Origin of the sequence: Lichenihabitans sp. PAMC28606 (genome assembly GCF_020616535.1) — a bacterium.
Lineage (GTDB): Bacteria > Pseudomonadota > Alphaproteobacteria > Rhizobiales > Beijerinckiaceae > Lichenihabitans > Lichenihabitans psoromatis.
Genome location: NZ_CP085136.1, coordinates 595509 through 621763, shown reverse-complemented (window position 1 = coordinate 621763; position 26255 = coordinate 595509). Strand labels below are relative to the sequence as shown.

24 protein-coding genes are annotated in these 26255 nt (G+C 63.5%); 13 read left to right on the top strand and 11 right to left on the bottom strand.

Annotation, left to right across the window (positions count from 1 at the left end; all coding sequences use genetic code 11):
- Nucleotides 1-75 precede the first annotated feature (75 nt).
- The 4 genes from LGH83_RS02940 (at nt 76) to nagZ (ending at nt 5916) form a co-directional block, all read left to right on the top strand.
- The gene (locus LGH83_RS02940) at nt 76-1296 is read left to right on the top strand and encodes a deoxyguanosinetriphosphate triphosphohydrolase (protein WP_227400542.1); all 1221 of its coding nucleotides are present in this window, start codon (nt 76-78) and stop codon (nt 1294-1296) included.
- A gap of 10 nt (nt 1297-1306) precedes the next feature.
- The gene (gene argS / locus LGH83_RS02935) at nt 1307-3082 is read left to right on the top strand and encodes an arginine--tRNA ligase (protein ID WP_227400541.1); all 1776 of its coding nucleotides are present in this window, start codon (nt 1307-1309) and stop codon (nt 3080-3082) included.
- A 130-nt stretch (nt 3083-3212) separates the two neighbouring features.
- The gene (locus LGH83_RS02930; protein WP_227400540.1) at nt 3213-4823 is read left to right on the top strand and encodes an SPOR domain-containing protein; all 1611 of its coding nucleotides are present in this window, start codon (nt 3213-3215) and stop codon (nt 4821-4823) included.
- Between the two features lie 97 nt (nt 4824-4920).
- Nucleotides 4921-5916 carry a beta-N-acetylhexosaminidase gene (gene nagZ, locus LGH83_RS02925; protein WP_227400539.1) on the top strand — a complete coding sequence of 332 codons (996 nt, stop codon included), beginning with the start codon at nt 4921-4923 and terminating at the stop codon, nt 5914-5916.
- A 66-nt stretch (nt 5917-5982) separates the two neighbouring features.
- Here nagZ and LGH83_RS02920 read toward each other — a convergent pair whose 3' ends face one another.
- Nucleotides 5983-6897 (bottom strand): SMP-30/gluconolactonase/LRE family protein, encoded by a 915-nt coding sequence (locus LGH83_RS02920; RefSeq protein WP_227400538.1) that lies wholly within the window; start codon nt 6895-6897, stop codon nt 5983-5985.
- Nucleotides 6898-7138: 241 nt separating this feature from the next.
- On the opposite strand from LGH83_RS02920, the gene LGH83_RS02915 reads away from it, so the two are divergent.
- From LGH83_RS02915 to LGH83_RS02890, 6 genes are all read left to right on the top strand, one after another.
- Nucleotides 7139-8179, top strand: a complete 1041-nt coding sequence (locus LGH83_RS02915; protein ID WP_227400537.1) for a hypothetical protein — start codon at nt 7139-7141, stop codon at nt 8177-8179.
- A 244-nt stretch (nt 8180-8423) separates the two neighbouring features.
- Complete coding sequence (locus tag LGH83_RS02910; RefSeq protein WP_227400536.1) at nt 8424-9002, top strand: class I SAM-dependent DNA methyltransferase; 579 nt, start codon at nt 8424-8426, stop codon at nt 9000-9002.
- A 223-nt stretch (nt 9003-9225) separates the two neighbouring features.
- Nucleotides 9226-10794 carry an ABC transporter ATP-binding protein gene (locus LGH83_RS02905; protein ID WP_227400535.1) on the top strand — a complete coding sequence of 523 codons (1569 nt, stop codon included), beginning with the start codon at nt 9226-9228 and terminating at the stop codon, nt 10792-10794.
- Nucleotides 10784-11872, top strand: coding sequence for an ABC transporter permease (locus tag LGH83_RS02900; RefSeq protein WP_227400534.1), 1089 nt, complete (start codon nt 10784-10786; stop codon nt 11870-11872). The genes LGH83_RS02905 and LGH83_RS02900 overlap by 11 nt, the downstream gene beginning before the upstream one ends.
- 10 nt (nt 11873-11882) lie before the next feature.
- Complete coding sequence (locus LGH83_RS02895) at nt 11883-12806, top strand: ABC transporter permease (protein WP_227400533.1); 924 nt, start codon at nt 11883-11885, stop codon at nt 12804-12806.
- Between the two features lie 134 nt (nt 12807-12940).
- The gene (locus LGH83_RS02890) at nt 12941-14008 is read left to right on the top strand and encodes a BMP family ABC transporter substrate-binding protein (protein WP_131117068.1); all 1068 of its coding nucleotides are present in this window, start codon (nt 12941-12943) and stop codon (nt 14006-14008) included.
- A 60-nt stretch (nt 14009-14068) separates the two neighbouring features.
- On the opposite strand, the gene rimO is transcribed toward LGH83_RS02890, so the two are convergent.
- From rimO to LGH83_RS02850, 8 genes are all read right to left on the bottom strand, one after another.
- Nucleotides 14069-15424: a 30S ribosomal protein S12 methylthiotransferase RimO gene (gene rimO / locus LGH83_RS02885; RefSeq protein ID WP_227400532.1), complete on the bottom strand. Its 1356-nt coding sequence runs from the start codon at nt 15422-15424 to the stop codon at nt 14069-14071.
- Nucleotides 15425-15544: 120 nt separating this feature from the next.
- Nucleotides 15545-16306 carry an outer membrane protein gene (locus LGH83_RS02880; RefSeq protein WP_227400531.1) on the bottom strand — a complete coding sequence of 254 codons (762 nt, stop codon included), beginning with the start codon at nt 16304-16306 and terminating at the stop codon, nt 15545-15547.
- A gap of 490 nt (nt 16307-16796) precedes the next feature.
- A complete protein-coding gene (gene nagA, locus LGH83_RS02875) occupies nt 16797-17954 on the bottom strand; it encodes an N-acetylglucosamine-6-phosphate deacetylase (protein ID WP_227400530.1) in 1158 nt (385 codons plus the stop codon).
- On the bottom strand, nt 17951-18988 hold the full coding sequence (locus LGH83_RS02870; protein WP_227400529.1) for an SIS domain-containing protein: 1038 nt from the start codon (nt 18986-18988) through the stop codon (nt 17951-17953). Before LGH83_RS02870 ends, nagA begins: the two co-directional genes overlap by 4 nt.
- Nucleotides 18985-19746, bottom strand: a complete 762-nt coding sequence (locus LGH83_RS02865) for a GntR family transcriptional regulator (protein WP_227400528.1) — start codon at nt 19744-19746, stop codon at nt 18985-18987. Before LGH83_RS02865 ends, LGH83_RS02870 begins: the two co-directional genes overlap by 4 nt.
- Nucleotides 19743-20648 carry a BadF/BadG/BcrA/BcrD ATPase family protein gene (locus LGH83_RS02860; RefSeq protein WP_227400527.1) on the bottom strand — a complete coding sequence of 302 codons (906 nt, stop codon included), beginning with the start codon at nt 20646-20648 and terminating at the stop codon, nt 19743-19745. Before LGH83_RS02860 ends, LGH83_RS02865 begins: the two co-directional genes overlap by 4 nt.
- A gap of 211 nt (nt 20649-20859) precedes the next feature.
- On the bottom strand, nt 20860-21810 hold the full coding sequence (locus LGH83_RS02855; protein ID WP_227400526.1) for an aldo/keto reductase: 951 nt from the start codon (nt 21808-21810) through the stop codon (nt 20860-20862).
- A gap of 216 nt (nt 21811-22026) precedes the next feature.
- Nucleotides 22027-22272 (bottom strand): hypothetical protein, encoded by a 246-nt coding sequence (locus LGH83_RS02850; protein ID WP_227400525.1) that lies wholly within the window; start codon nt 22270-22272, stop codon nt 22027-22029.
- Nucleotides 22273-22476: 204 nt separating this feature from the next.
- Here LGH83_RS02850 and LGH83_RS02845 point away from each other — a divergent pair, with 204 nt between their 5' ends.
- Nucleotides 22477-22674 (top strand): hypothetical protein, encoded by a 198-nt coding sequence (locus tag LGH83_RS02845; RefSeq protein WP_131117049.1) that lies wholly within the window; start codon nt 22477-22479, stop codon nt 22672-22674.
- 113 nt (nt 22675-22787) lie between these two features.
- On the opposite strand, the gene LGH83_RS02840 is transcribed toward LGH83_RS02845, so the two are convergent.
- The gene (locus LGH83_RS02840; protein ID WP_227400524.1) at nt 22788-23204 is read right to left on the bottom strand and encodes a hypothetical protein; all 417 of its coding nucleotides are present in this window, start codon (nt 23202-23204) and stop codon (nt 22788-22790) included.
- A gap of 129 nt (nt 23205-23333) precedes the next feature.
- On the opposite strand from LGH83_RS02840, the gene LGH83_RS02835 reads away from it, so the two are divergent.
- On the top strand, nt 23334-23645 hold the full coding sequence (locus LGH83_RS02835; protein ID WP_131117043.1) for a polyhydroxyalkanoic acid system family protein: 312 nt from the start codon (nt 23334-23336) through the stop codon (nt 23643-23645).
- Nucleotides 23646-23674: 29 nt separating this feature from the next.
- Nucleotides 23675-25144, top strand: coding sequence for a betaine-aldehyde dehydrogenase (gene betB / locus LGH83_RS02830; RefSeq protein WP_227400523.1), 1470 nt, complete (start codon nt 23675-23677; stop codon nt 25142-25144).
- On the opposite strand, the gene mtnA is transcribed toward betB, so the two are convergent.
- Nucleotides 25141-26247, bottom strand: a complete 1107-nt coding sequence (gene mtnA / locus LGH83_RS02825; RefSeq protein WP_227400522.1) for an S-methyl-5-thioribose-1-phosphate isomerase — start codon at nt 26245-26247, stop codon at nt 25141-25143. The genes betB and mtnA overlap by 4 nt on opposite strands.
- Nucleotides 26248-26255: the final 8 nt, after the last annotated feature.

Below are 26255 nucleotides of genomic sequence, written 5' to 3'. Positions count from 1 at the left end.
TAAGCGCTTCGTTGCGACGCCGCAATGGCGGTCGTCGGCGCGGCCGCCTGCCGCGATCGGTCCCGGAGCGGCTGCATGACGGCGGAAGCGACATCTCACCCCGAGGCCGCGTTGGCGCCCTATGCGGCGGATGCATCGCGCGGACCAAAGCGCGCCTTCGATGAGGCTCCGTCGCGGTACCGCACGGCCTTCCAACGCGATCGGGATCGCATCCTGCACGCGACGGCGTTTCGCCGGCTGGCGCTGAAAACCCAAGTCATCATGCCGGATGAGGGGGATCATCATCGCACCCGCCTCACCCACACGCTCGAGGTGGCGCAGATCGCGCGCAGCGTGGCTCGCGCCCTTCGCCTCGACGGCGACCTCACCGAAGCCTTGGCGCTCGCGCATGATCTTGGACATTCGCCCTTCGGCCATACGGGCGAGGATGCCCTCAACGCTTGCGTCGGGCACCTTTGCGGCTTCGATCACAATGTGCAGAGCCTTCGGATCGTCATCGATCTCGAGCAACGCTATTTCGACTTCGATGGGCTGAACCTGACGTGGGAGACGTTGGAGGGGCTGGCGAAACGGAATGGGCCGCCGACCGAGATCCCCGCGCTTCTGCGACACTATGATGAGAGGCTGTCGCTCGCCCTCGACCTCTGTCCGAGCGGCGAAGCTCAAGTGGCCGCAATCGCCGACGACATTGCGTATAATGCCCATGATTTCGAGGACGGGTTGCGGCTCGGGCTGATCGATCTCGACGAGGCACGCGAGGTGCCGTTCCTCCGCGATCTCGAACGGTCCATCCGCGAGCGACGTCCAGATGCCGATCCGTTGCGGATGCCGTTCGCCCTGGCCCGCGGGCTCGTCGATCGTTTCGTGAGCGATGTGATCGCCGAAACGATGCGGCGTCTCGCAGCGGCCGACCCGCGGAGCGCCGATGATCTTCGCCGCCTGGGGCGCCCGGTCGTCGCGTTGTCGCCAGCCATGATGACCGCGAGCCAGGACATCAAGGCGTTTCTGTTCGCGCGGTTCTATCGGCACCCGCAAGTGGCTGCCGTACGATCGCGTGTCTATGACGTCGTCGTCGGCCTCACGCAGCGCCTCCTCGACGACCCGCATCTGCTGCCTGCCGATTGGTCCGCCAAGGCCGATCGCTGCGCCGGCGACCCGGCCGGCGTCGCTCGGGTCGTCACCGACTATGTGGCTGGCATGACGGATCGCTACGCCTTGGCGGAACATCGGCGGCTTTGCGATCAAAGACCTGCTCAGGCTGCCTTCCCAGTACCAATTCGAACCGTAAAGCCGTAAAGCACGCGCCATGGATATTTTCGCCGACTTCCGCAACCGCATCGCCGCCGTCCTGCAGAGCAAGATCGATAACGGCACATTGCCGGCCGCTCTCGATCTGTCTCGGTTCACCGTCGAGCCGCCCCGCGACGCTGCCAATGGCGATCTCGCCACCAATGCGGCCATGGTCTATGCGAAAGACTCGAAGGCGCATTATAAAAGTCCGCGCGAGTTTGCGGTGGCGATCGCGGCCGATCTCGTCGCCGATCCCGATATCGATACTGCCGAAGTCGCCGGCCCCGGCTTCATCAACATCAAACTTCAACCCGAGGTTTTGACGCGGGTTCTTGCGGCGATGCTGGCCAAGGGCGCCGATTTTGGTCGACGCGACGATGCCGGTGCGCCGCCCGTCAATGTTGAGTTTGTCTCGGCCAACCCGACGGGTCCGATGCATGTCGGCCATGGGCGTGGCGCGGTGTTCGGCGACGCCTTGGCCAACCTGTTGGCTTTCGCGGGTCATCCCACCACCCGCGAATATTACATCAATGACGCCGGCGCGCAGGTCGACGTCCTCGCCCGCTCGGCTTTCCTTCGATATTGCGAGGCGCTCGGCGAGGACATCGGGAGCATTCCCGAAGGTCTCTATCCCGGCGATTATTTGAAGCCGGTCGGGGTGGCGCTTGCGAGCCAGTATGGCCCAGCGCTGCGCCAGCAACCCGAGTCGGAGTGGCTGCCGCTCGTGCGGCATCTTGCGATCGACGCCATGATGGCGATGATCCGCGACGATCTCGCGGCGCTGGACATCCGGCATGATGTCTTCTTTTCCGAGCGGTCGCTGACTGAGAAACACGACGGGCAGGATGCCGTCGACCGCGCGATCGATGATCTCAGGCGGAAGGGGCTCGTCTACCAAGGCAGCCTCGAGCCGCCGAAGGGCCAGCCCATCGAGGATTGGGAAGATCGCGAGCAGACCCTGTTCCGATCGACCCAATTTGGTGACGATGTGGATCGCCCGCTGCTGAAATCCGACGGGTCCTACACCTATTTTGCGTCCGATATCGCCTATCACAAAACCAAGCTCGATCGCGGCTTCAACACGATCATCGACGTCCTGGGGGCCGATCACGGCGGCTACGTGAAACGCATGCAGGCGGCAGTCGCGGCTCTGTCGGACGGGACGGCGACGCTCGACGCCAAGCTGTGCCAACTCGTCAAGCTGATGCGGGATGGCGAGCCGGTGAAGATGTCGAAGCGCTCGGGTGACTTTGTCACGCTGCGAGAGGTCGTCGACGAGGTCGGCCGCGACGCCGTCCGGTTCATGATGCTGTTTCGGTCCAACGACGCGATGCTCGACTTCGATCTTCGCAAGGTCATCGAGCAATCGAAGGATAATCCGGTCTTCTACGTGCAATATGCCCATGCGCGGGGTCGCTCGGTCCTGCGGCAAGCGGCGGGCGTGTTCCCGGATCTCGACCTCGGCGACAAGGCGTTGCGCGACGCAAAGCTCGATCTGCTGACCGATGAAGGCGAAACGGGATTGGTGCGCTTGCTGGCGCAATATCCGCGCCAGATCTTGGCCGCTGCAGCCAGCCACGAGCCGCACCGCATCGCGTTTTACCTTCACGACCTCGCAAGTGCTCTGCATTCGCACTGGAATCGCGGTAAAGATCAGCCACAATTACGCTTTGTTAATGAAGAAAGTAGAGATTTGACAAGCGCGAGATTGGCCTTGGTTCAAGCAACGACTTCGGTTCTCGCGTCAGGCCTTGGTCTTCTCGGTGTCAGTGCGCCGGAAGAGATGCGCTAACTCTGTCACACGGATCGTCACATCGCTGTGCGGTCTGCTGGCTCGTCACTCTCGAAGGCGAGTGCGGCCCAATCCTTTGGTGACACGAGATGACGCATGTCGCCAAGGCGATCGTAACGCGAGGTGTATGATGAGTAACACGCCCGCAATTTCCCGGACCCTCGGCGGTGCTGACGAGTTCGAGCGGCGCATGCGGATGGTGGGGCAACCCTCATCGTCTGGACAAGACCCCCTGGCCGAGCTCGCTCGTCTCGTCGGGCAGGAGGACCCGTTCCGCGGTGTGTTCCCGCAAGGAGGGGCCGCCGCGCGGCCCCGGACAGAGCCACCGCGCCCTGTCGTCGCGCCGCAGGCCCAGCCTGTCGATCCCTATCGGCATGATGTGGCGCGCCACGACGATCCTTACGCGGCCGCCGACCATCTCGATGACGAGGCTGACTATCGCGCCTCCACCGAGGCCGGCGAAGAGCCGGGATCTCCGGACGACGCGGCCGTGGTACATGGCCCGGCCGGGACGCAGCCGGTACTCGACAACCGGGCGACGCAGCCCTATCCGCGCCTTTCCGTAGAGGGCCAGCGCCCCATCGAGCAGAGTCCGGATGCCTGGGCCGAGGGGCGGATCGCACCGCAGCAACGCGGCGACATGAGCGGACTGTCGGTCTCGCGCGACGCGTTGGAGCCCGTCTCTGGATCGTCGCGGCGAACCTTGATCGTCCTGGCGGCCGTCGTCCTTCTGACGGGAGGCGGTCTCGCCGCGAGCTTCCTGGTGCGCCCATCAGGTGTGGCGCAAGCCAGCAGCAATGTCGGCACCGCCGCGCCGACCATTATGGCGGCCGAGGGACCGAGCAAAGTTCAGCCGGATAATTCGGCGAAGGACGCGGAAGCGGCGTCCGAGAACAGCACGTTGCTGGACAAAAACAAGGGCGATGGGACCGCGACCGCTCAAGTCGTCAATACGACCGAACAGCCGGTCGACCTCGCCCAGGCGGTCAAGACAGCACAGCCTGACGATGCCCGACCGCAGGCCTCGAGCCCGTTCCCAGAGCCCAAGAAGGTCAAGACCGTGATGGTCCGGCCCGATGGCACGATCATCACCAATCCGGCCGACAGCCTTGCGGCATCGACCCGGCTCGGGGCCGCAACGGGGCTCGGCTACGACCAGCCGGCAAGCCTTGCCTTCGATCCGCAGACGTCGCTGCCGCTCGCCGGTCAGGATCAGGCTCCGCCGTCCCAATCCGGACAGGCCCAGCCTGCCGCCCAAACGCCGGCCTCTGCCCCCGCGAAAGCCAAGTCGACCACGCGCGCCGCAGCGGTGACGCCAAAGGGTCCGGTCGAGGTCGCCGACCTCGGAACAACCGGAACGACCGCGACCGACGCATCGTCCACAGGTCCCAAGGCCCGGCAGGCTGCCGCTCCGGTCCGCGCGCCGAAACCCAAGCCAACGGAAGTCGCGGCCGTCGACCCAGCGGATGATGCGGCACCAGCCGCAACCGGCGCTGGCGGTGGCTATGCCGTGCAACTCGGTGCCCCGCCGAGCGAGCAGGATGCGCGTGAGACCGTCGCTCGCCTTCAGAAAAAATATGCGGCGCAACTCGGGTCGTATCGTCCGGCGATCCATAAGGCCGATCTCGGCGCCAAATCGGTCTATCGCATCCGCGTCGGCAATCTTTCGCAGGAGGATGCCAAGTCCCTCTGCACGAAATTGACCGCCGGTGGCGGTGGATGTTTCGTGGTGCGGAACTGATCCGACGCCTTGAACGACGAACGAGCCGCCCGCGCGTCGATCACGCGTTGGCGGCTCGCTTTCTTTTATCCTCATATTTCAGAACGGGCCATCGCGCATGACGCTTGGATTTGTGTGCGGCTGTGCCGGCCTCGAGCTCACCGACGATGAAAAGCGATTCATCGCCGACACGCAGCCGTGGGGGCTGATTCTCTTCCGCCGCAACGTCGATACGCCGGAGCAGGTCTCGCGGCTGACGGCATCGTTCCGCAGTGTCGTGGGCCGCTTCGAGGCGCCCGTGCTGATGGATCAAGAAGGCGGCCGCGTTCAACGCCTGCGTCCGCCGCTCTGGCCCGACTATCCGGCAGCGAGCCGCTATGAGGGGTGCGGCAGCGAGAGCGACGCCCAGGCCGCTAAACTCGGCGCCCGGCTGATCGCGCATGAATTGCGAAATGTTGGGGTCACGGTGGATTGCGCGCCGGTTCTCGACGTCCCGGTCCCGGGGAGCCACAACGTCATCGGCGATCGTGCTTTTGCGGCCGATCCCCTGACCGTGGCACGCCTTGGCCGCGCTTTTGCCGAAGGCCTTCTGCTCGGCGGCGTACTGCCGGTCATGAAACACGTGCCGGGCCACGGGCGGGCTGGGGTGGATAGCCACCTGTCGCTGCCAGTCGTCGAGGCCGATCGTGATGAACTCGACCAGCATGATTTCGAGCCGTTCCGCCAACTCGCGGACCTTCCCATCGCGATGACGGCGCATGTCGTCTACACGGCGCTCGATCCCGACCGGCCTGCCACGACATCGGCTCGCGTCATCGACCAGATCATTCGCGGTGTGATCGGCTTCGACGGGCTGCTGCTCAGCGACGATCTTTCGATGGAAGCCCTGAAAGGCAGCTTGGGCGAACGCGCGGAGCAGGCGCGGCTGGCCGGATGCGACATCCTGCTTCACTGCAACGGCAAGCTGGACGAGGCACGCGCAGTCGCGGCTGCGGCGCGGCCGATCGAGGGGATGGTGGAGCGGCGGGTTGCGGCGGCGGTGGCTCGCCTGCGCCAGCCCGAGCCGATCGATCACCCGCATGAGCAGGTCCGTCTTGCCGCAATGGTGGCTTAGCGCGTCACGCGCTGATCGGGCGACGCGCGGGAGAGAACCGCAACACGGCGCTCCCCCGCTGGCGTTTCAGCGCGGCCAGACCGCGCCTTGCGCGTTGACGAACACGGAATAAAGGCTCGTCGTCCCGCAGATATAGAGGCGGTTGCGCTTCGGGCCGCCGAAGCAGAGGTTGGCGACGACCTCCGGGATCTTGACCTTGCCGATCAAGGCTCCGTCCGGTGCGTAGCAGTGCACCCCATCGCCGGCCGAGGTCCAGACGTTGCCGGCTGTATCGCAGCGGAAGCCGTCGAACATGCCATATTCGCAGGTCGCGAACAGGCGGCCGTTGATCAAGCGATCACCGTCCACATCGAAGACGCGGATGTGGCGTGGCCCGTCCTCGACGTGCGAACTGCCCGTATCGGCGATGTACAGGAGCTTCTCGTCCGGTGAGAACGCCAGCCCGTTTGGCTGAACGAAATCCTCGGTCACGGCGTTGGTCGCGCCAGAACGCGGATCGTAACGGTAGACGTGGCTGACGCCGAGTTCCGATTTGCCGAAATCGCCCTCATACTCGCTGTCGATCCCGTAGGTCGGGTCCGAGAACCAGATCGTCCCGTCGGACTTCACCACGGCATCATTCGGAGAATTCAGCTTGCTGCCGTCGACCGTATCGACCAGCACCTTGCGCGAGCCGTCATGCTCGATGCGGGACAGACATCGTCCCCGATGTTCACAGCAGATCAGACGACCGTCGCGATCGACCGTATGGCCGTTCTGATTCAGCGATGGTGCAATGAAGGTCGACACCGAGGAATCCGTCTCGTCGAAGCGCATGACACGATCGTTCGGGATATCGGACCAGACGAGATATTTGCCTGCCGGGAAATAGGCCGGCCCTTCGCACCAGCGACCACCTGTCCACAGCTTTTCCACATGCACGTTGCCGAAAACGAGCTTTTTGAAACGAGCATCGAGCACCTCGAAGCTGTCTGTGATCATGCGTTTCCCCTTTGCTGTTCGACGCCTCCGATATGGCTGAAATCCGCCGGAGACGCCCGCCTTTTCGGCCACGTTTCAGGTGGACCATGGCCCGGCGCGCAGCCATCCGCAAGATGGGACGGCATGCCGTGAGGCGACATCGTTCTGTTTCAAAGCGGGACGGCAACAGACGCGTAAGGATAACGCATCGTGAATGTCTTCCTCTCAAAGTGGTGAACGAAACCTGACACAGGAGTTTAAAATGGGCTCTGACCCGGCTTCCGAACGGAACGACGGAGACAAGGCCAAGGCTTCCGAACAAGGTCCCGCGTCCGAGCGAGCGGAGGTCGGCACCGCGCTGATCCCTTTCGTTCCCGCGACCGCGACGGCGCCTGTCTTTCGCTTTCACCATGGAGTGTGGGCAGCCGGCTTTCTGCTCGCGATTGGGGCAGGCGCCTTCGGAGTGCAGAGCATTCGCTCCTCCGCCGCCTCTTCAATGATCGCCCAGAAAGCCGCCGACCCCGACGCGACCGCGCAAGTGTTGCATCGTTTGCAGGATGAGATCGGCCGCCTGAAAGGCAGTGTCGATACGCTGCGGACGACCGCCGATGCCTCGAAGCAGGAGGATACGATCCGCGGCCTGAAGAAGAGCGTCGAAGGCCTCCGTCAGGAGATCGAGCAGAGCCGCGCCAACGATGGCGCGACCTTGGCCCAATTATCATCCAAGCTCGACAAGCCGGAGCGCGATCCCAGCCAGAAACTCGCCGAGATCATGGCGCGGCTCGACAAGCTCGATCGCGACCCGAAGGACAAGACGCCCGACGCAAGCCAAAAGCTTGCCGACGTCACCAATCGGCTCGATCGCATCGAGCGGCAGGTCGCCTCGCCGACACCCACGGGGACCATCCCGGTCGCGCCCCCGCCGCGTCCCGTCACGGCGCCGCAGCGGACGGCCAGCACGGCACAGGCTGCCGCAGCCTATGTTCCGCTCCCGACCAAACAGGACAGCGTTGTCCCCTCCACCAAAACGCAAGTCGCCAAGACGCCGCCGAAGCCGGACGTGTCTGTGGTCGCGGCCAACGATCCGCGCGCCTTGCCGATGAAGCCGCCGACGGTCGACGGTTGGGTGGTGCGTGATGTTTACGATGGGCTCGCGCTGGTCGAAGCGCGCCGCGGCGGCCTGCGCGAGATCGCGCCGGGCGAGTTCTTGCCGGGTGCGGGCGAAATCCGCTCGATCGAGCGGCGCGGCCGGTCGTGGGTCGTGCTGACGAGCCGCGGCGTCATCGAAAACAGCACCTGGTAGGGTTGTCGATCCTGTCTCAAGGCGGGCCTCGCCCGCACGTCTGATGCTAAAACGGCAGCCCCTCGGCTGCCGCTCGTTCGTTGTGTAGCGTAAGGAAGTTGGCGTATGAGCGTGATCCTGGGTGTCATCGAGGCTTTCGTGCTAGCCGCCGTGTTGACGACCCTTCATACGGTCGCATCGGGGCTGCTGTCGTTCTGACGACGGGTTGTTCGGGCAGTCGATCGATCGGGCTCAAGGATGCGGCATGCGTAGCGACACTGTCGATTTGGCGCATTTCGAACAGCTCTACGATCGCAATCCCGATCCGTGGCGCTTCGCCACGAGCGATTACGAGCGCGCCAAATATGCCGCAACAATCGCGTCTCTGCCGCAGCCGCGTTATGCGCGTGGACTCGATGTCGGGTGTTCGATCGGTGTTCTCACCGCCGCGCTGGCGGTCCGCTGTGACGACCTTCTGGGCATCGAGCCGGTCGAGGCGGCGCTCGACCAAGCGCGCCAGCGCAATGCTGAAACCCCCTGGGTCCGTTTTGCGTCCATGTTCGTGCCGTGCGACTGGCCAGCCGGACCCTTCGATCTCATTCTTATGTCCGAGGTGATTGATTATCTCGGAGCCAGCGACATCGTCGTTTTAGCCGGTCGGATTCGGGAGAGTCTCGCTCCCGGCGGTGACGTCGTGCTGGTGCACTGGCTTGGGAAGAAGCGCTCGGCTATCGGGAGCGGGGAGGCAAGTGACGCTCTCATTCAGGCGCTGGCCGGTACCGTGTCGATCCTCAAGGCCGAGCGCAATGCCGACTACAGGATCGACGTCTTGCGGCGGGTGTGAATCGAGCCAGCATCCCGTTGCGGATCTCGCGTAAACCTCACTATGCTGCATTGGCGGTGCAGGTGTTTGGTCGATAGCGGACGGCGGCGAGGCTCGATGGTCAAGGCAATCCACGTTCGTGACTCCGTCGACCTCGTTCGGGTGGAACGAGTCGAGATCCGCCGAAACCAACTCACCGCCCGCGCAACGCTCCTCCTTGCCTGACCCAGTCGAAGCGCAGCCGATGACCGTCGCGTCCGCCGACCAAATGCCCTTGTTGTCCGTGCGCGGTCTCGTCAAGCGCTTCGGCACATTCACGGCCAATGACGGGATCGACCTCGACCTGCGCGGAGGCGAAATCCATGCGCTCGTCGGCGAAAATGGCGCCGGCAAATCGACCTTCGTGAAGATGGTCTATGGGGTGCTACAGCCGACCGAGGGCGTCATGCTTTGGCAGGGACGGCCGATCACCCTGGCGAGCCCGGAAGAGGCTCGCGCACTTGGTATCGGCATGGTCTTCCAGCATTTCTCGCTGTTCGAGAACCTGACGGTGGGCGAGAATATTGCGCTCGTTCTGCCAAAGAGTGCAAAGCTCGATAGCGTCGCGGACCGCATCGCGGAGGTGGCAGACCGCTATGGGATTCAGTTGGATCCGAGCCGGCCGGTCTGGACCCTCTCGGCTGGCGAGCGTCAGCGGATCGAGATCGCCCGGTGCCTGCTGCAGGATCCGAAGCTGCTGATCCTGGATGAACCCACCTCGGTCCTGACCCCGCAGGAGGCCGAAGGGTTGTTCGGCACCCTCGAGCGATTGAAGCGCGAAGGCCGGGCCTTGCTCTACATTTCTCATCGGCTCGACGAAGTTCGCCGGCTCTGCGATCGCGCCACCATTCTGCGTCACGGCAAGGTCGTCGGGACATGCGATCCATCACGGGAAACCGCACGCTCGATTGCGGCCATGATGGTGGGGTTCCAGATTGCCGAGGTGCGGCCCGCATCTGACCGTCACGAGGGCGCGGTGCGGTTCGCGACTCATCGTCTGTCGTCTCTCGCCGGAGATCTCCATGGCACGAATCTCGTCGCCATTGATCTCGCAGTCCATGCAGGCGAGGTGCTCGGGATCGCGGGCGTAGCGGGCAACGGTCAATCCGAATTGTTCGAGGTCCTCTCGGGCGAGCGCCTCGCGGGATCAGCCGATGCGATCACGATCGATGGTGCGCCGGTCGGTCTCGAAGGTGTGACGGCGCGCCGACGTCGGCATGCCGCCTTCGTGCCCGAGGAACGCAACGGACATGCGGCCGCGCCGATCTTCTCGCTGTCCGACAATGTGGTGCTGACCCGCCATTCGACCGGGGGCGTGTCGAACGGCGGCTTCATTCTGGGAGCTGCGGCCCGTGCGCTCGCGATCAGGATCGGCAAAGTCTTCGATGTACGGAAGAGCGGCGCCGACCCGATGGCGCGAACGCTGTCGGGCGGCAATCTGCAGAAGTTTGTGGTTGGCCGCGAGATCCTGCGCGAACCCGCCGTGCTGATCATCAATCAGCCGACCTGGGGCGTCGACGCTGCGGCCGGCGCGACGATCCGGCAGGCCATCATCGATCTGGCAGGGCGGGGCGCGGCCGTTATCGTGATCAGCCAAGATCTCGATGAATTATTCGAGATCTGCGATCGGATCGCCGTGATCCATGCCGGCCACCTCTCGGCCCTGCGGCCCGCGGCCGGCACCACCCGGGAAGAGATCGGGTTGCTGATGGGAGGGCTCGCGGCATCGATTGAGCCCGCGTCGACACCGACGAAGAGCCTCCATGCGCATTGATCTCGAGCCGCGCGCCGAACCGAGCCGATGGGCCTCGATTGCCGCTCCCGTCGTCGCGCTGTTGCTCGCCATCGCGATCGGCGGTGTCGTCGTGGCGCTGCTCGGCAAATCGCCCGTCCAGGCCTTCTCGGTCTATTTCATCGATCCGTTGTCGGCGAGTTGGTCGCTCCAGGCGCTGGCCGTCAAGGCGTCGCCGCTGATCCTCATCGCGGTTGGTCTATCGTTCTGCTTTCGCGCCAATCTGTGGAATATCGGGGCCGAGGGACAATTCATCGTCGGCGGCGCGCTCGGCGGTTGGCTGGCGCTGGCCACGCATGACGGTGCCTACCAGCAGAGCCTCGGCGGCTGGTGGATCCTCCCCGCCATGATGCTGCTCGGGATCGTAGGTGGCGCGCTCTATGCCATGATCCCCGCGATACTCCGGGTGACGCTCGGCGTCTCGGAGATCCTGTCGAGCCTGATGCTGGTCTATATCGCGGGTTATGGGCTCGATTATCTCGTGCGCGGCCCGTGGCGCGACCCGCAAGGCTTCAACTTCCCGGTCTCGGTGACATTCGATCCGGAAGCCACTTTGCCCTCGCTGATCGCCGAAGGCCGGCTTCATGCCGGCGTGTTGCTGACGCTCGCGGCCGTGCTGATCGCGTCGGTCGTTCTGGCCAAGACGATGTTCGGTTATGAGGTGCGTCTGTTCGGGGCCGCGCCGAAAGCCGCGCGGTTCGCAGGTTTCAGTGAGCGGACCATCACGCTGGCGGTCTTCGCCATCTCGGGCGGCTTGGCGGGACTCGCCGGCATCATCGAGGTCTCGGGCCAAATCAACCAATTGCAGCCCTCGATCTCGCCGGGCTACGGCTTCACGGCCATCATCGTGGCCTTTCTCGGCCGTCTCGCGCCGTTCGGCATTCTGCTGGCCGGCCTCGTGCTCGCCCTGACATTCATTGGCGGCGAAGGCGCACAGGTTGCCATGAAGCTGCCGCTGGATCTGACCAGCGCCTTTCAGGGCATCCTGCTGATGTGCGTGCTGGCGGCCGACGTCTTCACCCGCTACCGCGTCCGGATCGTCACCGGGGCAGCACGATGAGGATCGCCCGATGAACCCGGATATCGTTCAACTGGTGCTGGTCACGATCGTGACGGCCGCCACACCGTTGTTCATCGCAGCGGTCGGCGAACTCGTGGCGGAGCGCTCTGGCGTGCTCAACCTCGGGGTCGAGGGCATGATGATCGTCGGCGCCTCTGTGGGTTTCGCGGTCGCCTACATGACCGATTCGACCGTGTTGGGAGCCTTGGCCGGCACAGCATCGGGCGTGCTGATGGCGGCCCTGTTCGCGGTTCTTGTGATCGGTTTGGCGGCCAACCAGGTGGCCTCGGGTCTCGCGCTCACGATCTTTGGGATCGGCGTGTCGGGCCTCATCGGAAGTGGCTTCGTCGGGCAGAAGCGCACCGCCGCGCAAGCGCTTTGGATTCCCGGCTTGAGCGATCTTCCGATCATCGGTCGGCTGTTCTTCGGTGAGGATCTGTTCGTCTATGCCGGCATCGCGCTCATCGCCCTCGTGGCCTGTTTCATCGGCCGAACCCGTGCCGGACTGACGCTGCGGGCCGTGGGCGACAACCACACCTCGGCCCATGTGCTCGGCCTGTCGGTCGGTCGCATTCGGCTGTTAGCGGTTTTGTTCGGCGGTGGCTGCGCGGGGCTTGCGGGCTCATACCTCTCGCTCGCCTATACGCCGTTCTGGTCACCGGGCATGACGGCGGGGCGCGGGTGGATCGCTCTGGCGCTCGTGGTCTTCGCGTCATGGCGTCCCTGGCGCGTCTTGGGTGGCGCGCTTTTGTTCGGCGGCGCCACGGTTTTGCAGCTTCATGCCCAAGCCTTCGGCATCGGGCTTCCCGGACAATTGCTATCGTCCGTGCCGTATGCCGCCACCGTGCTGGCGCTGATCGTCCTGTCCTGGCGCAACCGACGCGGCGCGGCCGCCCCCGCCATGCTGGGAATGCCCTTCATCTCCGACCGCTGAATGCGGTCTCGATCGGATGCCGCTTGTCCAGAGGTCCGGTTTTTGCAACCTTCGTGGCGCAATTCGGCCACGACCGAGGCTGGCGACAGCGCCAGATCCGACCGTCGATTGGCTCGAGAGAGAAGGTGAGACAGATGATCAATTGGTTCAGAACCGTGGCGGCCGTGGCATTGTCCGTGTCGGTGACGGGCGCCGCAGTGGCGGCCGACAAGGTTAAGGTTGGCTTCGTCTATGTCGGCCCGGTCGGTGATTTTGGCTATTCCTATCAGCACGATCTCGGGCGCCAGTACCTCCAGAAGCAGCTCGGCGACAAAGTCGAGACGACGTTTCTGGAAAATGTTGCCGAGACCGATAGCGCCCGCGCATTCGAGCAATTGGCGCGCAGCGGCTATCAGCTGATCATCGGCACGTCATTCGGCTTCATGGAGCCTGAACTCAAGGTTGCCAAATCCTTTCCGGGCATCAAGTTCGAACACGCGACCGGCTACAAGCGCGCCCCAAACCTGTCGACCTTCTCGGCTCGATTCTATGAGGGCCGCTACATTATCGGCCAAATCGCAGCGAAGATGTCGAAGACCCATACGGTCGGCTATGTCGCGTCCTTCCCGATTCCGGAAGTCGTGGCCGGCATCGATGCCTTCATGCTCGGCGCTCAATCGATCGACCCGACCATGAAGGTCAAAATCGTTTGGGTGAATAGCTGGTTCGATCCGGGCAAGGAGGCGGACGCCGCCAAGGCGCTTCTGGCGCAAGGCGCTGACATCATTGCGCAGCATACCGACAGCGCTGCCCCGCTTCAGGAGGCCGAAAAGGCCGGCAAGCTCGGGTTCGGGCAATCGTCCGACATGAGCCGCTTTGCCCCTAAAGCCATTTTGACCTCGATCGAAGACAATTGGGGCGACTATTACGTTCAGGAAACCAAAGCGGTCATGGACGGGACCTGGAAGTCGCACGACACCTGGGGCGGGCTCGATGCCGGTATGGTCAAGATGGGCCCCTACGTGAACATGCCCGACGACGTGAAGAAAATGGCCGAAGACACCGAAGCGGCGATCAAGTCCGGCAAGCTGCTCCCCTTCAAGGGCCCCATCACGAAGCAGGACGGAACCGTCGCAGTGAAAGACGGCGAGTCGCTTCCCGACAAAGAGATCCTGGGCCTGAATTGGTATGTGAAGGGAATTGACGACAAAATCCCGCAATGATCGCTTAACCACGGCGGATCAAATCAAAGGGCGGCCGAGAGGCCGCCCTTTTTGCTGAGGCTAGACGACAATGCCGTGAAGATCGTAGGCGTCGGCGCGCTCGATCTTGACCGTCACGATGTCGCCCGCGCGGACCGGACGACGCGAGCTGAAATAGACCTTGCCGTCGATCTCCGGCGCATCGCCTTGCGTCCGCCCTTCCGCAACGCTCGGGCCGGACTTGTCGACGATGACCGGGAACCGCCGACCAACCTTTTTCTGCAACAAGCCCGAACTGATCTTCTGCGCATGCAGCATGAAGCGGCGATGCCGGTCGGCCTGCACGTCCGGCGGCACATGCTGCAGGCCGAGATCGTTCGACGACGCGCCACGGACCGGCTCATAGACGAACGCGCCGACCCGGCTGAGCTTCGCTTCGGTTAACCATTCGAGCAGGAACTCGAAATCCTCGTCGGTTTCTCCGGGGAATCCCACGATAAACGTCGACCGAACCGACAAATCCGGCATCTGGTCGCGCCATTTCTGCAGGCGCGCCGACACCTTCTCGTGGTTGCCGGGGCGGCGCATCGCCTTCAGGACCTTCGGGGAAGCGTGCTGAAACGGAATATCGAGGTAAGGCAGCACCAGACCCTCCTGCATGAGGCCGATGACCTCGTCGACATGCGGGTAGGGGTACACATAGTGGAGGCGAACCCAGGCGCCGAACTGGCCGAGATCACGGGCGAGATCGTAGAATTTCGCCCGCACGCTCCGGTCTTTGTAGCGGCTCTCGGCAAAATTGAGATCAAGCCCGTAGGCACTGGTATCCTGCGAGATGACCAGCAGCTCTTTGACGCCGGCGGCCACGAGTTTCTCGGCCTCGCGCAGCACGTCCGCGGCGGGGCGCGAGACGAGATCGCCCCGCAGCTTCGGAATGATGCAGAAGGAGCAGCGATTGTTACAACCCTCCGAAATCTTCAGATAGGCGTAGTGGCGGGGGGTGAGCTTTACGCCCTGTGGGGGCACCAGATCGAGAAACGGGTCGTGCAGCGGCGCCGCAGCAGACCGGACCGCCGTCATCACACTCTCGTAGGCTTGCGGGCCGGTGATCGCCAGGACGTTCGGATGCGTCGCCGTGATGTTTTCGGGTTCCGCCCCCATACAGCCGGTCACGATCACTTTGCCGTTCTCGGCCAGAGCGAGCCCGATCGCCTCGAGCGACTCTTTCTTGGCGCTATCCAGGAACCCGCAGGTGTTGACGATGACGGCATCGGCCCCGGCATGGCTCTTGGTGAGTTCATAGCCTTCGGCGCGGAGTTGCGTGATGATCCGCTCGCTATCGACCAGCGCCTTGGGACAGCCGAGCGACACGAACGAGATACGGGGCGCCGGTCGATCGCCTGTCGGCGCGGGCGTCAAAAGGGTTGAGGCTTGCATGCGGCGAGCATTGCCACGCGATTCAGGCTTTTTGCAATGGCCAAATGAAAAAGCCCGGCCAAGAGGCCGGGCTTCGAGGTAGTTCCGCAACGGTCCAGAAGGACCGTGCAGAGGCTTCGACTAGAACTTGTAGTTCAGGCCGACGCGAGCGATCTGCGACGTCCCGTCCGAACGGGCCGAGATAACGGCGCCGGTGTTCGGGTTCGTCAGGTTGTACTTGCGGCTGCCGAGGTCGGTGTAGAGATATTCGATCTTGCCGCTGATCTGCTGGGTGAAGGCATATTCCACGCCGGCGCCGACTGCGTAGCCGATACGGGTGTCGTCGTTGCCGTTACCGTTGAAGTCGATAAAGTTCGTGCCGGTTGCGTTGGTGAAGCGCGCGCTACGGGTCGAGGTGCCGTAATCGCCGTAGGCGAGACCGCCCGTGACGTAGAGCAACGTACGATCGAAGGCTGCGACACCGAGGCGACCACGAACGGTGCCGAGGTAGCCGTCACCGCCGCGGCTGCGGGTGGTGAGAGTGCCGCCCGGGAACACGACGTTATCAGCGTAGGAACGGGTCTTGCCGCCGCCGCCGCCGAAATAGTCGATGTCGGCTTCGAGGCCGTACACGAACATGCCGTTCTGGATGTTGTAGCCGATCTGACCGCCACCGACGAAGCCGGTGCTGGACGAACCGCCACGGAAGGGACCGAATGAACCGGTGGCCGGGCCGCCGACGAAACCATTGGCGGCCGTGAAGCCGTTTGCGGTTGCGCTACCAGCCTTGTTGTCGAACGAGGCGCCGGCGTTCACACCAGCGTAGAAACCCGTCCAAGTGAAGATCGGAGCCGGGTAAAAGGGAGCCGGAGGCGGCGAACGCATCGGCAAATCGGCGGCCATTGCGGCGCCGGTCGAGCAGGTCGCCAAGGCTGCGACTGCAAGCAACGAACGTAGGTTCATTTAGGTTCTCCTCCAGAGCTTAAGCTCGAAGTTTAAAGTTACGCAACTGCGGTTTAGTTTCGTGTCGAATCCGCATGGCTTCGTAGATCGAGCTATTCCAGACTTGCTTTTCAAGCACTGTGTTTTCTTAGCCACAGTTCTGATCGGCGGGGCGGGCGTGCTCAATCCCTGACATACCTCTTCGAATTCAAGCAGATTTGTGACCAACCCTCGACGTTTGTGTTTGGCCTGGTCACGCAAAGGGTCACTGGCCCTTTGACGAAGAGAACTTAAAGCCTCTTAGTGTTGACAAAACGTTGCGTTCCAACGCCCTGCAGGCCGCTGTGTCAAATTTGATACGCTCGCTTTTCGATTTCGTAAACTTGTCCAAAATCGCCATAATTGGACGTCGGACCTCCGATCAGACGATCGTCAACCCGCAAAGCTATCGTCAAAATTGAGGGTTCGATTCGGCGGGTTGAGATAGACCTGCCACCCAAACCGCATGCAGCGCGGCGTTATTATCGATGTGGATCATGTCGGCGACCGCGCCGGCCCCAAGCCGTCCGTGTGTGGCCTGCAATCCCAGAAGTCGCGCAGGCGTCGCGGTTGCCATTTGCAATGCCGTTTCGAGAGGGACCTGCAGCGTGTTGGTCAGGTAGGCGACGGCATCGAGCAACGTGATGGCGGCACCCGCCAGCGTCCCATCGTCGAGTTCCAGCCGTCCGTCCCGTCGCGTGGCCAGCCGTCCACCGAGCGTAAAGCTGTCGGGGCCGCCGGCGGAGGGCGGCATAGCGTCCGAGATCAACGCGATCCCGGGCGCGCCCTTCGCCAGAAGGGCAACCCGGAGGGCGTCGTCGGCCACGTGGAACCCGTCGGCAATGAGCCCACAGATGATGGCGGGCGAGGCGAGTGCGGCGCCGACCAGCCCCGGCGCCCTGTGCCCGAGCGGCGACATGGCATTGAACAGATGGGTCGCCGCCGTGACGCCTGCCGCAAAACCCGCTTGCGCTTCAGCAGTGGTCGCTTCCGCGTGACCGAGACTGACCACAATGCCAGCCTCGACCAACCGTCGGATCATGGCGACATCGGCTGACGCGGGCGCGACCGTGACCAGCATGACGCCGACCCGTGCCGCGATCAGCGCATCGGCGTCGGCCGCCGCCATGGCGCGGATGAAGGCGGGTGGATGGGCGCCTGCGCGACGCGGATCGATAAAGGGACCCTCGACATGAATGCCGAGACATCCCGGCACCGCGCCGACACTAGCCCGGACTGCATCGAGTGCCGCTCTCAGCACGGCCGGGCGGTCGGTGATGACGGTCGGCAGCAAGGATGTAGTTCCAAACCGCCGATGCGCCGCAGCGATTGCCGCCACGCCCTCCGGCGTCGGATTGTCGTTGAACAGCACGCCGCCGCCGCCATTATTCTGGATGTCGACGAGACCGGGCGCGAGGATCCCGCCGTTGAGATTGATGGACCTCGCCGCGCCTGGTCGCGCCGCAGAGGGGACCAACCCGAGGATCGTCCCGTTCTCGTGAACGAGGGCATGATCGTCCCAGAAGCGGATCCCGTCGAAGATGCGAGCGCCGAATAGAACCTCTTTCATAGGGTCTGGGTGACCTTCTGAAGATGCGGCGGTACATCCGGATTGCGGCCGCGCCTTTGAGCGACCCGCTCGGCCAAAGCATAAAAGCTCTGGAGCATGGCGAGAGGAGCCAACAACGGATGTCCGCAGTCGGCGATAGAGACGCCGAAACGATCACCGAGGCGCCGATCGAAGCTGGCGCAACGCGCACCCATACCGGTGAGCTTGTCGCGCGTCGCGTTCATACCGGCGCGAGCCGCGTCCTCGGCCATGAAACACAGAACCGGAAAGTCATCGACGATGAGGCCCGTCGGCCCATGCAGCACTTCGGCCGACGAGAAGGCTTCGGCGTGGATCGCAGACGTCTCCTTCAACTTCAAAGCCGCCTCTGCGGCGGCCGCGAAGGTTGGTCCGCGCCCGATGGTATAAAGCGATCCCTGCGCCGCCACCCACGACACGATCTCGTCCGGGATCGAAGCCATGTCGGAGAGGCGGTCGGGAAGCGCTGCGACAGCCTGGTTCAGGGCGGCATCCTCGCTCCACGCTCCGACCAGGGCGGCCGACGCGAAGAGCGACGCCACCATGGTCTTGGTGGCCGCCACCGAAATTTCCCGCCCGCTGCAAAGCGGTAGAAGCACATCGGCCTCGCTAGCGATCGGCGACGCAACGTCGTTGACGATCGCAATCGTCAACGCTCCACCGGCCCTGGCGGCGCGCTGCATGGCAAGGAGATCAGGGCTTCCGCCCGATTGCGAAATGGTGACCGCCACCCCGCCTTTGAGGCGGAGGGCCGTGCCATAGACCGAGGCGACCGACGGACCGATGGAGCAACACGGCAGCCCGAGTCGTGTCTCGACGAGATGCTTGAGATAAAGCGCCGCATGATCCGAGCTGCCGCGCGCGATCGTCACCACGACGGTGGGGTCCATGTCGCGGAGACGGCGCCCGAGCGCCGCCTGCGCCGCAGCCGTCTCCGTCACTTGGCGTCCGAGCGCCTCCGGGATTTCGGCAACCTCGCGGGCCATGTGGCTGGCGACTGGGGATAACTCGGTCATCGCTTGGAATCCTTGGGATCGCTGATCGGGGCGCGGACTTCGGAGGCGATGTCGTACCGATCGGCGCGATAGATCGATCGGGTGAATTCGCAACATCGCCCGTCGGGCAGGTAAGCCGTGGTCGAGATCGCGAGCGCGGCACTCCCCACGGGAACGCAGAGGCGCCCCGCCTCGAGGCCTGTCACGGTCACGGCCTGAATGCGCCGCAGAGCGCGACTAGGCTTCAGTCCAACTCGGGCAAATGCCTCGTAAAGCGATGCACCGATCTCGCCGGGATCATCGAGCAGCAAGCGCGGGATGGCCGCGTGATCGATCGCGATCGGCTCGTCGTCCGCATAGCGAAGCCGCGTCAGGCGTATGACCTCGTCGCCCGGCGAGCAGGCCAGCATCACGGCCTCTTCCGGTGTCGCGCGGAAGATCCCGCGCCCGATGTCTCGCGATGACGGGCTGAGGCCGCGTGACCGCATCTCCTCCGTAAAGCTCGTCAGGGTCGGCAACGCCGGCTCCGGCACGCGGCGCGGGGTTCGGCGAAGGAAGGTACCGACTCCGTGCCGATGGCTGAGCACACCCTCTTCGACGAGCGTCGACAGCACGCGCCGCAAGGTCGTGCGGGAAATTGCAAGCAGGTCGGATAGGTCTCGCTCGCCCGGAAGCATATCGCGATCCTTAAAACGTCCCGTCGAGATATCCTGGCGCAGCGCCATGAGCGCCGTATCGAACCGGGCATCGCGCGGCACGTTCGAGCCGGACCGGTTCACGGCGCGCGATCCGCACCAGGCAGGGGACAGCCCGCCAAGAGCAAAGCGCCCTCCAGCGGATCGAACAAGGGCTCGTGCAGGCTGCTCAATGTCGTTGACGGCAAAAAGGGGCGAAGCGCCGGGGCCAATCCGCCGACGAGCGAGATGCGGACCGCCCCGAGATCCTGAAGAGCACGCGCCAGATCGGCGATCGCACCCGCCGCTGTATGGACCAGTGAAAGAGCCAGAGGATCACCCGCAAGCGCGGCCGCGAAGACCTGTGGTGCGAAAGCTCCAAAATCTCGCGATTTGGCGTGGCGCCCCCACTCGATGAGAGTGACCGGATCGTTGTCGAAGGCTGCCATCAAAGACATGGTCAGCGTGGTCTGCGGTTCCAGTCGATCATGCGCCCGAAGTGCGCGGCGCAGCGCCTCGAGACCGAGCCGTGCGCCAGACCCGTCGTCGCCCATGATGAAGCCGCGCCCTCCAACCGGCGTGCTCAGACCACCGACACGCGCGACTGCGGCACTGCCGGTGCCCGCGATGATGAGGCCCCCGTCTTTGCCGCCATGCGCGCCCAGGCAGGCGATCTCCGCATCGTTGGTAACGGTGACGGAGCAGACGTTCTTAAACCGTTCAGCGACCCGGTCGGCGACGGCCCGGCTCGAGACGCCCGCAAGGCCAAGCCCCAGATGAAGGCGCGCGCGATCATCGGCGCCGAGGCCACCTGCCGCCAGACATTGATCAATGCAAAGCGCAATGGTCTCGATCGCGGGCTCGAAATCGAGATAGACGTTTGACCGACCACCTTCGACTGCGGACAGCAGGGTGCCGTGTCCGTCGCGGAGACGCATGCGACAATGCGAGCCGCCTCCATCGACCCCGAGAAACAAGGGCACATCGGTGTGCTGGTGGTCAGACATCAAATCCGTCGGTCCGGGTCACGCGATTCGCGCGACCATAATGCGGAGACACGGGAAGATACACGCCTGAAAAGCAACCACGACCGATGTCAAACCGACCATCTCGCTTTAGACCACTGGTATATGAGAGGTACGCCGCGATGATGTCGTAGGGTCAACATTGGAAGCCAGTTGGTTGCGCCGACAATCGGCAGTGGCGCAACCTTCTTTATCAACTTGTGCTGGCTTGATCGAGAATCTCGATGTCGCCGGTCGACAGGCTAAGGTCGGCCGATTTGGCCAAGCTCACGACTTGCTCCACCGTCGTGGCGCTTGCGATGGGGGCGACGATCGACGGCTGATTCATCAGCCAAGCGAGCGCGACTTCTGACTGCGTCGCATGATGGGCGTCGGCAACTTGATCCAATGCCGCCAAAATCCGCAGGCCGCGGGCATCGAGATATTTCGCCATATTGCCGCCGCGTGGGCTTTTGCCAAAATCCGCCTCGGATCGATATTTCCCGGTCAGGAACCCTGACGCCAGCGAATAATAAGGGATCACGCCGACGCCGCGAGCGACGCACAAAGGCTGCAAACTGGTCTCGAAAGCGGATCGATTATACAGATTGTATTCGGGCTGAAGTGTCTCGTAGCGCGGCAAGCCGTCGTGTTCACTGAGGTCCAGCGACGCCGCGAGCCGCTCCGTACTGAAATTCGACGCGCCGATGGCCCTAACTTTGCCGCTCTTGATCAAATCGGCATAGGCCGCGATCGTCTCTTCGGGTGGCGTTTTGGCGTCATCACGATGCGATTGATAAAGATCGATCACATCCGTCTGCAGCCGCTTGAGCGACGCTTCAACGGCTTCGACGATATAGGCCTTCGAAAGATTGTCCTTGCCCGGACCCATCTCCATTCCGACCTTGGTGGCGATTACGACCTTGTCGCGGTTGCGCCGCTCAGACAGCCATTTGCCGATGATGGTTTCGGATTCGCCTCCCTTATTTCCCGGAGCCCAACGGGAGTAGACATCGGCTGTGTCGATGAAGTCGAAACCGGCATCGATGAAAGCGTCGAGCAATCGAAACGACATCGCCTCGTCGGCTGTCCATCCGAAGACATTGCCGCCGAAACACCACGGCGCAACGTTCAATCCCGATCCACCAAGTTGCCGCTTGTTCATGAGGGCCTCGTCTTATGGGCGTGAACGATCACGCGGGGGCAGGGACGTGAATGATCACGCAAGTCAGGGGAGTCGCTGAAAAACTGGAGCAGACCGAGCTGGTTCAACGTCGACGAGCGACATGCTCGTTCTATGGTCGGCAGATCGGTGGCTCTGCGGGAATGGCGACGGGCACATGCCATCGCCCGACGCTCGACCCGAACATGCTGTAGCGCGTCAGGTTCCGGTCGCGTCGTTGACGCACTTCTTGGTGAAGCTCGTTTTGGCAGCGCCTGCCAGCTTCTTGCTGGCCGCAGTGGTGTCGCAGGTCGTTCTGGCGTCGTTCTGGCATTTTTTCATGAAGCTGTTCATGGCAGCGCCCGCCAGCTTCTTGTCGGCCGCGACGCTCTTACACGAGCCGTCCGCCAAGGCAGCCGAAGCCAAGCCACAAAGCATCACCAATGAAAGTGCGGTCTTGAGCATCTGTTTCTCCCGGCCGACAGATGAGCTCCGTCGCAATCGAAAGATACCGGGTCGGCAAGCGACGTCAACGACGATGGGAGGGTTGGGCAGGCGCTGAGGTGATGGCGGTTCAGCAAGGCTGCGAGGAGCAAGGCTGCAACCAATGAATGCTCACTGTGTTAGCACAATGCACGTTATCGTGCTGAATGCTTAAGGAGCAGACATATGCCCAAGAAAGCTCACGAGGAAGCCGCCGCCCATCACGAGCAGGCCGCAAAGTCCCACCGTACCGCTGCCGAGCATCACGGCAAGGACGACCACGAGACCGCGACCAAGCATTCGACCGAGGCTCACGGCCACTCCGCCAAGGCGCATGAAACCTCCGCCAAGGCCCACACCACATCGGCCGCCAAAAAGAAGTGATGCCGAAAGGCGCCGCCTGACCGCATCGGTCGGGGGGGGACGCCGCATCTTTTCTCCGGCCGACCTGGGACAGTCAGCTGACAAGCCGGGCGCAAGCCCGGCTTTTTTATTCTCTATTTCAGCTTGCTGCGTTCGGCCACCGCCGTGGGCTTGTAATCATAGGTCGGGTAGAATTCTGTGCGATAGGGGCCCCACGCGGTCCGCTCGACAGCGCGATTGATCTCGCGCAGACGCTCCGCTGGAAACCGCAGCGTCACCACCTGTCCGATGCCCATCATGACGTACCAGGAGACGATTTCGACATCCTTGGGCGGAAAAGTTTCATAGAATTTCTGCTGCGTCAGTTGTGCATTGAGTTGATCCAAAGGCCGGCTTTGGTCGTGTTTGAAGAAGATCGTCAGCATCACGGTTCCGGCTTGCGGTGCTTCGGCAGCCTTCGGATCCTGCGGTTTGGTTTCTTGGGCATCGGCCGGTCCGGCCAACAGGCCGATGAGTGCAAAGCAGGACAGCAGCGTCGCTTTCAAAACCATAGGTGAACCTTTTTGGGTTGCGATGGAGCAGACACGGCCCGATGGCATCGTGCGCTCGCGATCTTACACGTGCCTCATGACGGCGGACCCGGTATAGGAAGCTGATCGCAATCAGCAACGAGTTGCTTCATGTCCAAACCACTCGTGGTGTCCATTCCGCATCATCTCGGCAAACAGGAAGCCTTGCGCCGCCTGAAGGACGGGATCGGCTATCTCAAGACGAATCAATCCAACCGCATTTCCGTTCTCGAAGACAAGTGGCTGGACGACCGGCTCGAATTCCTCGTCGGCGCGATGGGACAGACGGCATCCGGTTCGCTGGACGTCGCCGACGACCAGGTGATCTGTACGGTTCAATTGCCGTGGGTTCTGGCGCTCCTGGCCGACAAGGCGAAGGGTCTCATCCAGAAAGAAGGGACGCTTCTGCTCGAAAAGAAGTAGAGCGATCGTTCGGCCACGGGACAATCGACATGCTGCCTGACGTCCAACCGCGCGGATCCCACTTCATCGGCGGCGCTTACGTCGACGCGCCGGGCGGGGCCGAGATCGCGTCACTCTATCCTGCGACCGGCGAGGTCATCGCGCGTGTTCACGCGGCAGCGCCGGCGACGGTGGATCAGGCGGTCGATGCAGCCCTTGAGGCTCAGCGCGCCTGGGGTCGGAAAAGTGGAGCTGACCGGGGCCGGGTGCTGCGGAGGGCGGCCGACCTGTTGCGCGACCGCAATCGCGCCCTTTCTCAACTCGAGACGATGGATACCGGCAAGCCGATTAGTGAGACGCTGGTGGCGGATGCCGCGTCGGGAGCCGACTGCCTCGACTATTTCGGCGGCCTCGCGGCTTCGATCGCGGGCGAGCAGATCGACCTCGGCGGCTCGTTTGCCTACACGCGCCGCGAGCCGCTGGGCGTCGTCGGCGCCATCGGGGCGTGGAATTATCCGATTCAGATCGCCTGTTGGAAAGCCGCTCCGGCCCTCGCCTGCGGCAACGCCGTGGTGTTCAAACCTTCGGAGCTGACGCCATTATCGGCGCTGCACCTGGCCGAAATCCTGCTCGAAGCGGGTCTCCCGCCCGGCGTCTTCAATGTCGTGCAAGGACGTGGCGAGACGGGTCGCGCGCTGGTCGAGCACCCCGGCATCGCCAAAATCTCGCTGACCGGCTCGGTGCCGACCGGCAAAGCCGTGATGGCGGCGGCCGGGGCGAGCATCAAGCATGTCACCATGGAGCTCGGCGGAAAGTCGCCGCTGATCGTCTTCGACGATGCCGATCTCGACAATGCGGTCGGTGGCGCCATGCTGGGAAATTTCTACTCGGCCGGACAGATCTGCTCGAACGGCACGCGCGTCTTCGTGCAGCGACGTGTCTATGAGGCTTTTCTCGACCGGCTCACGCGCCGCACGGATGCGATCAGGCTCGGCGATCCGCTCGATCAGGCAACCCAGATGGGCCCCCTCATTTCGGAGCAGCAGCGCGCCAAGGTGCTGTCCTATATCGAGGCGGGGCGGCAGGAAGGCGCGCGGCTGGTCACCGGCGGCGAGGCCCCGAATCTCCCCGGCTTCGAAAAAGGGTCCTTCGTTCGGCCGACCATCTTCGCCGATGTGCAGGATGGGATGCGGATCGCACGAGAGGAGATCTTCGGGCCGGTCATGAGCGTGTTGGTGTTCGATGATGAGGACGAGGTCGTCGAGCGGGCCAATGATACCGAATTTGGCTTGGCGGCCGGCGTCTTCACCAAAGACATCCAGCGAGCGCACCGCACGATCGCCAACCTGCAGGCCGGCACCTGCTGGATCAACGCCTATAATCTTACCCCGGTCGAGGTGCCGTTCGGCGGCGTCAAACGCTCCGGCGTCGGGCGCGAAAACTCCCGCGCCGCGATCGATCATTATACGCGGCTGAAGTCGGTCTATGTCGAAATGGGCGACGTCGACGCGCCGTTCTAAGCCGCTTCCTGCAGCGGAAACAGCGACAGAAGACCCTCCTCTGACGCCGCGCAGACGCCGGCCTCGGTAATGAGGCCGGTGACGAGGCGAGCCGGAGTGACGTCGAACGCATAATTCAGCGCCGGACTGCCCTCGGGGGTAATCCGCACGGTTTCGATCGCACCCGACGCCGTGACGCCGCTGATATGCGTGACCTCGAGGGGCGAGCGTTCCTCGATCGGGATTTCGGCCCTGCCGTCGCTCAAGCGCCAGTCGATCGTCGAAGCCGGAAGCGCCACATAGAACGGCACGCCATTGTCGTGAGCCGCGAGCGCCTTCAGATAGGTGCCGATCTTGTTGCAGACATCGCCGGTCCGGGTCGTCCGGTCCGTCCCGACGATGCAGAGATCGACTTGACCGTGCTGCATGAGGTGGCCGCCGACGTTGTCGACCACGATCGTATGCGGCACCCCTTCCTGACCGAGCTCATAGGCCGTCAAACTGGCGCCCTGGTTGCGTGGCCGTGTCTCGTCGACCCAGACATGGACCGGAAGGCCAGCGCGATGTGCCTTGTAGATCGGAGCCAGTGCGGTGCCCCAGTCCACGGTGGCGAGCCAGCCTGCATTGCAATGGGTGAGGATGTTGATGACGCGCGATCGGCCGGCGCGCTCCCACTGATCGCGGATCAGATCGGCTCCATGCTGACCGAGCGCGGAACAGACCGCGACATCTTCATCGGCGATCGCGGCAGCTTCGGCAAAGGCAGTGGCAGCGCGGTCCGCCTCGGGTACAGCCGCAAGGCGACGGCGCATGCGCTCCAACCCCCAACGCAGATTGACAGCCGTCGGCCGCGTGGCGATCAGCAGATCGAATGCAGCCTCAAGGTTCGATGACGTTGGCTCCTCGGCCATCGCGAGCGCCAGTCCGTAGGCCCCTGTCGCTCCGATCAGCGGCGCACCCCGCACGGTCATGTCGCGAATGGCCGTGGCGGACTCCTCGGCGGTCGCGAGCGTCTTGACCACGAAACGGTGCGGCAGAACCGTCTGGTCGATGACCTTGACGCTGCCGTGGCGGCCGTTGGGCTCGACCCAGATCGTGCGAAAAGGCGTCTTGTCGATCAGCATGGTCGGCC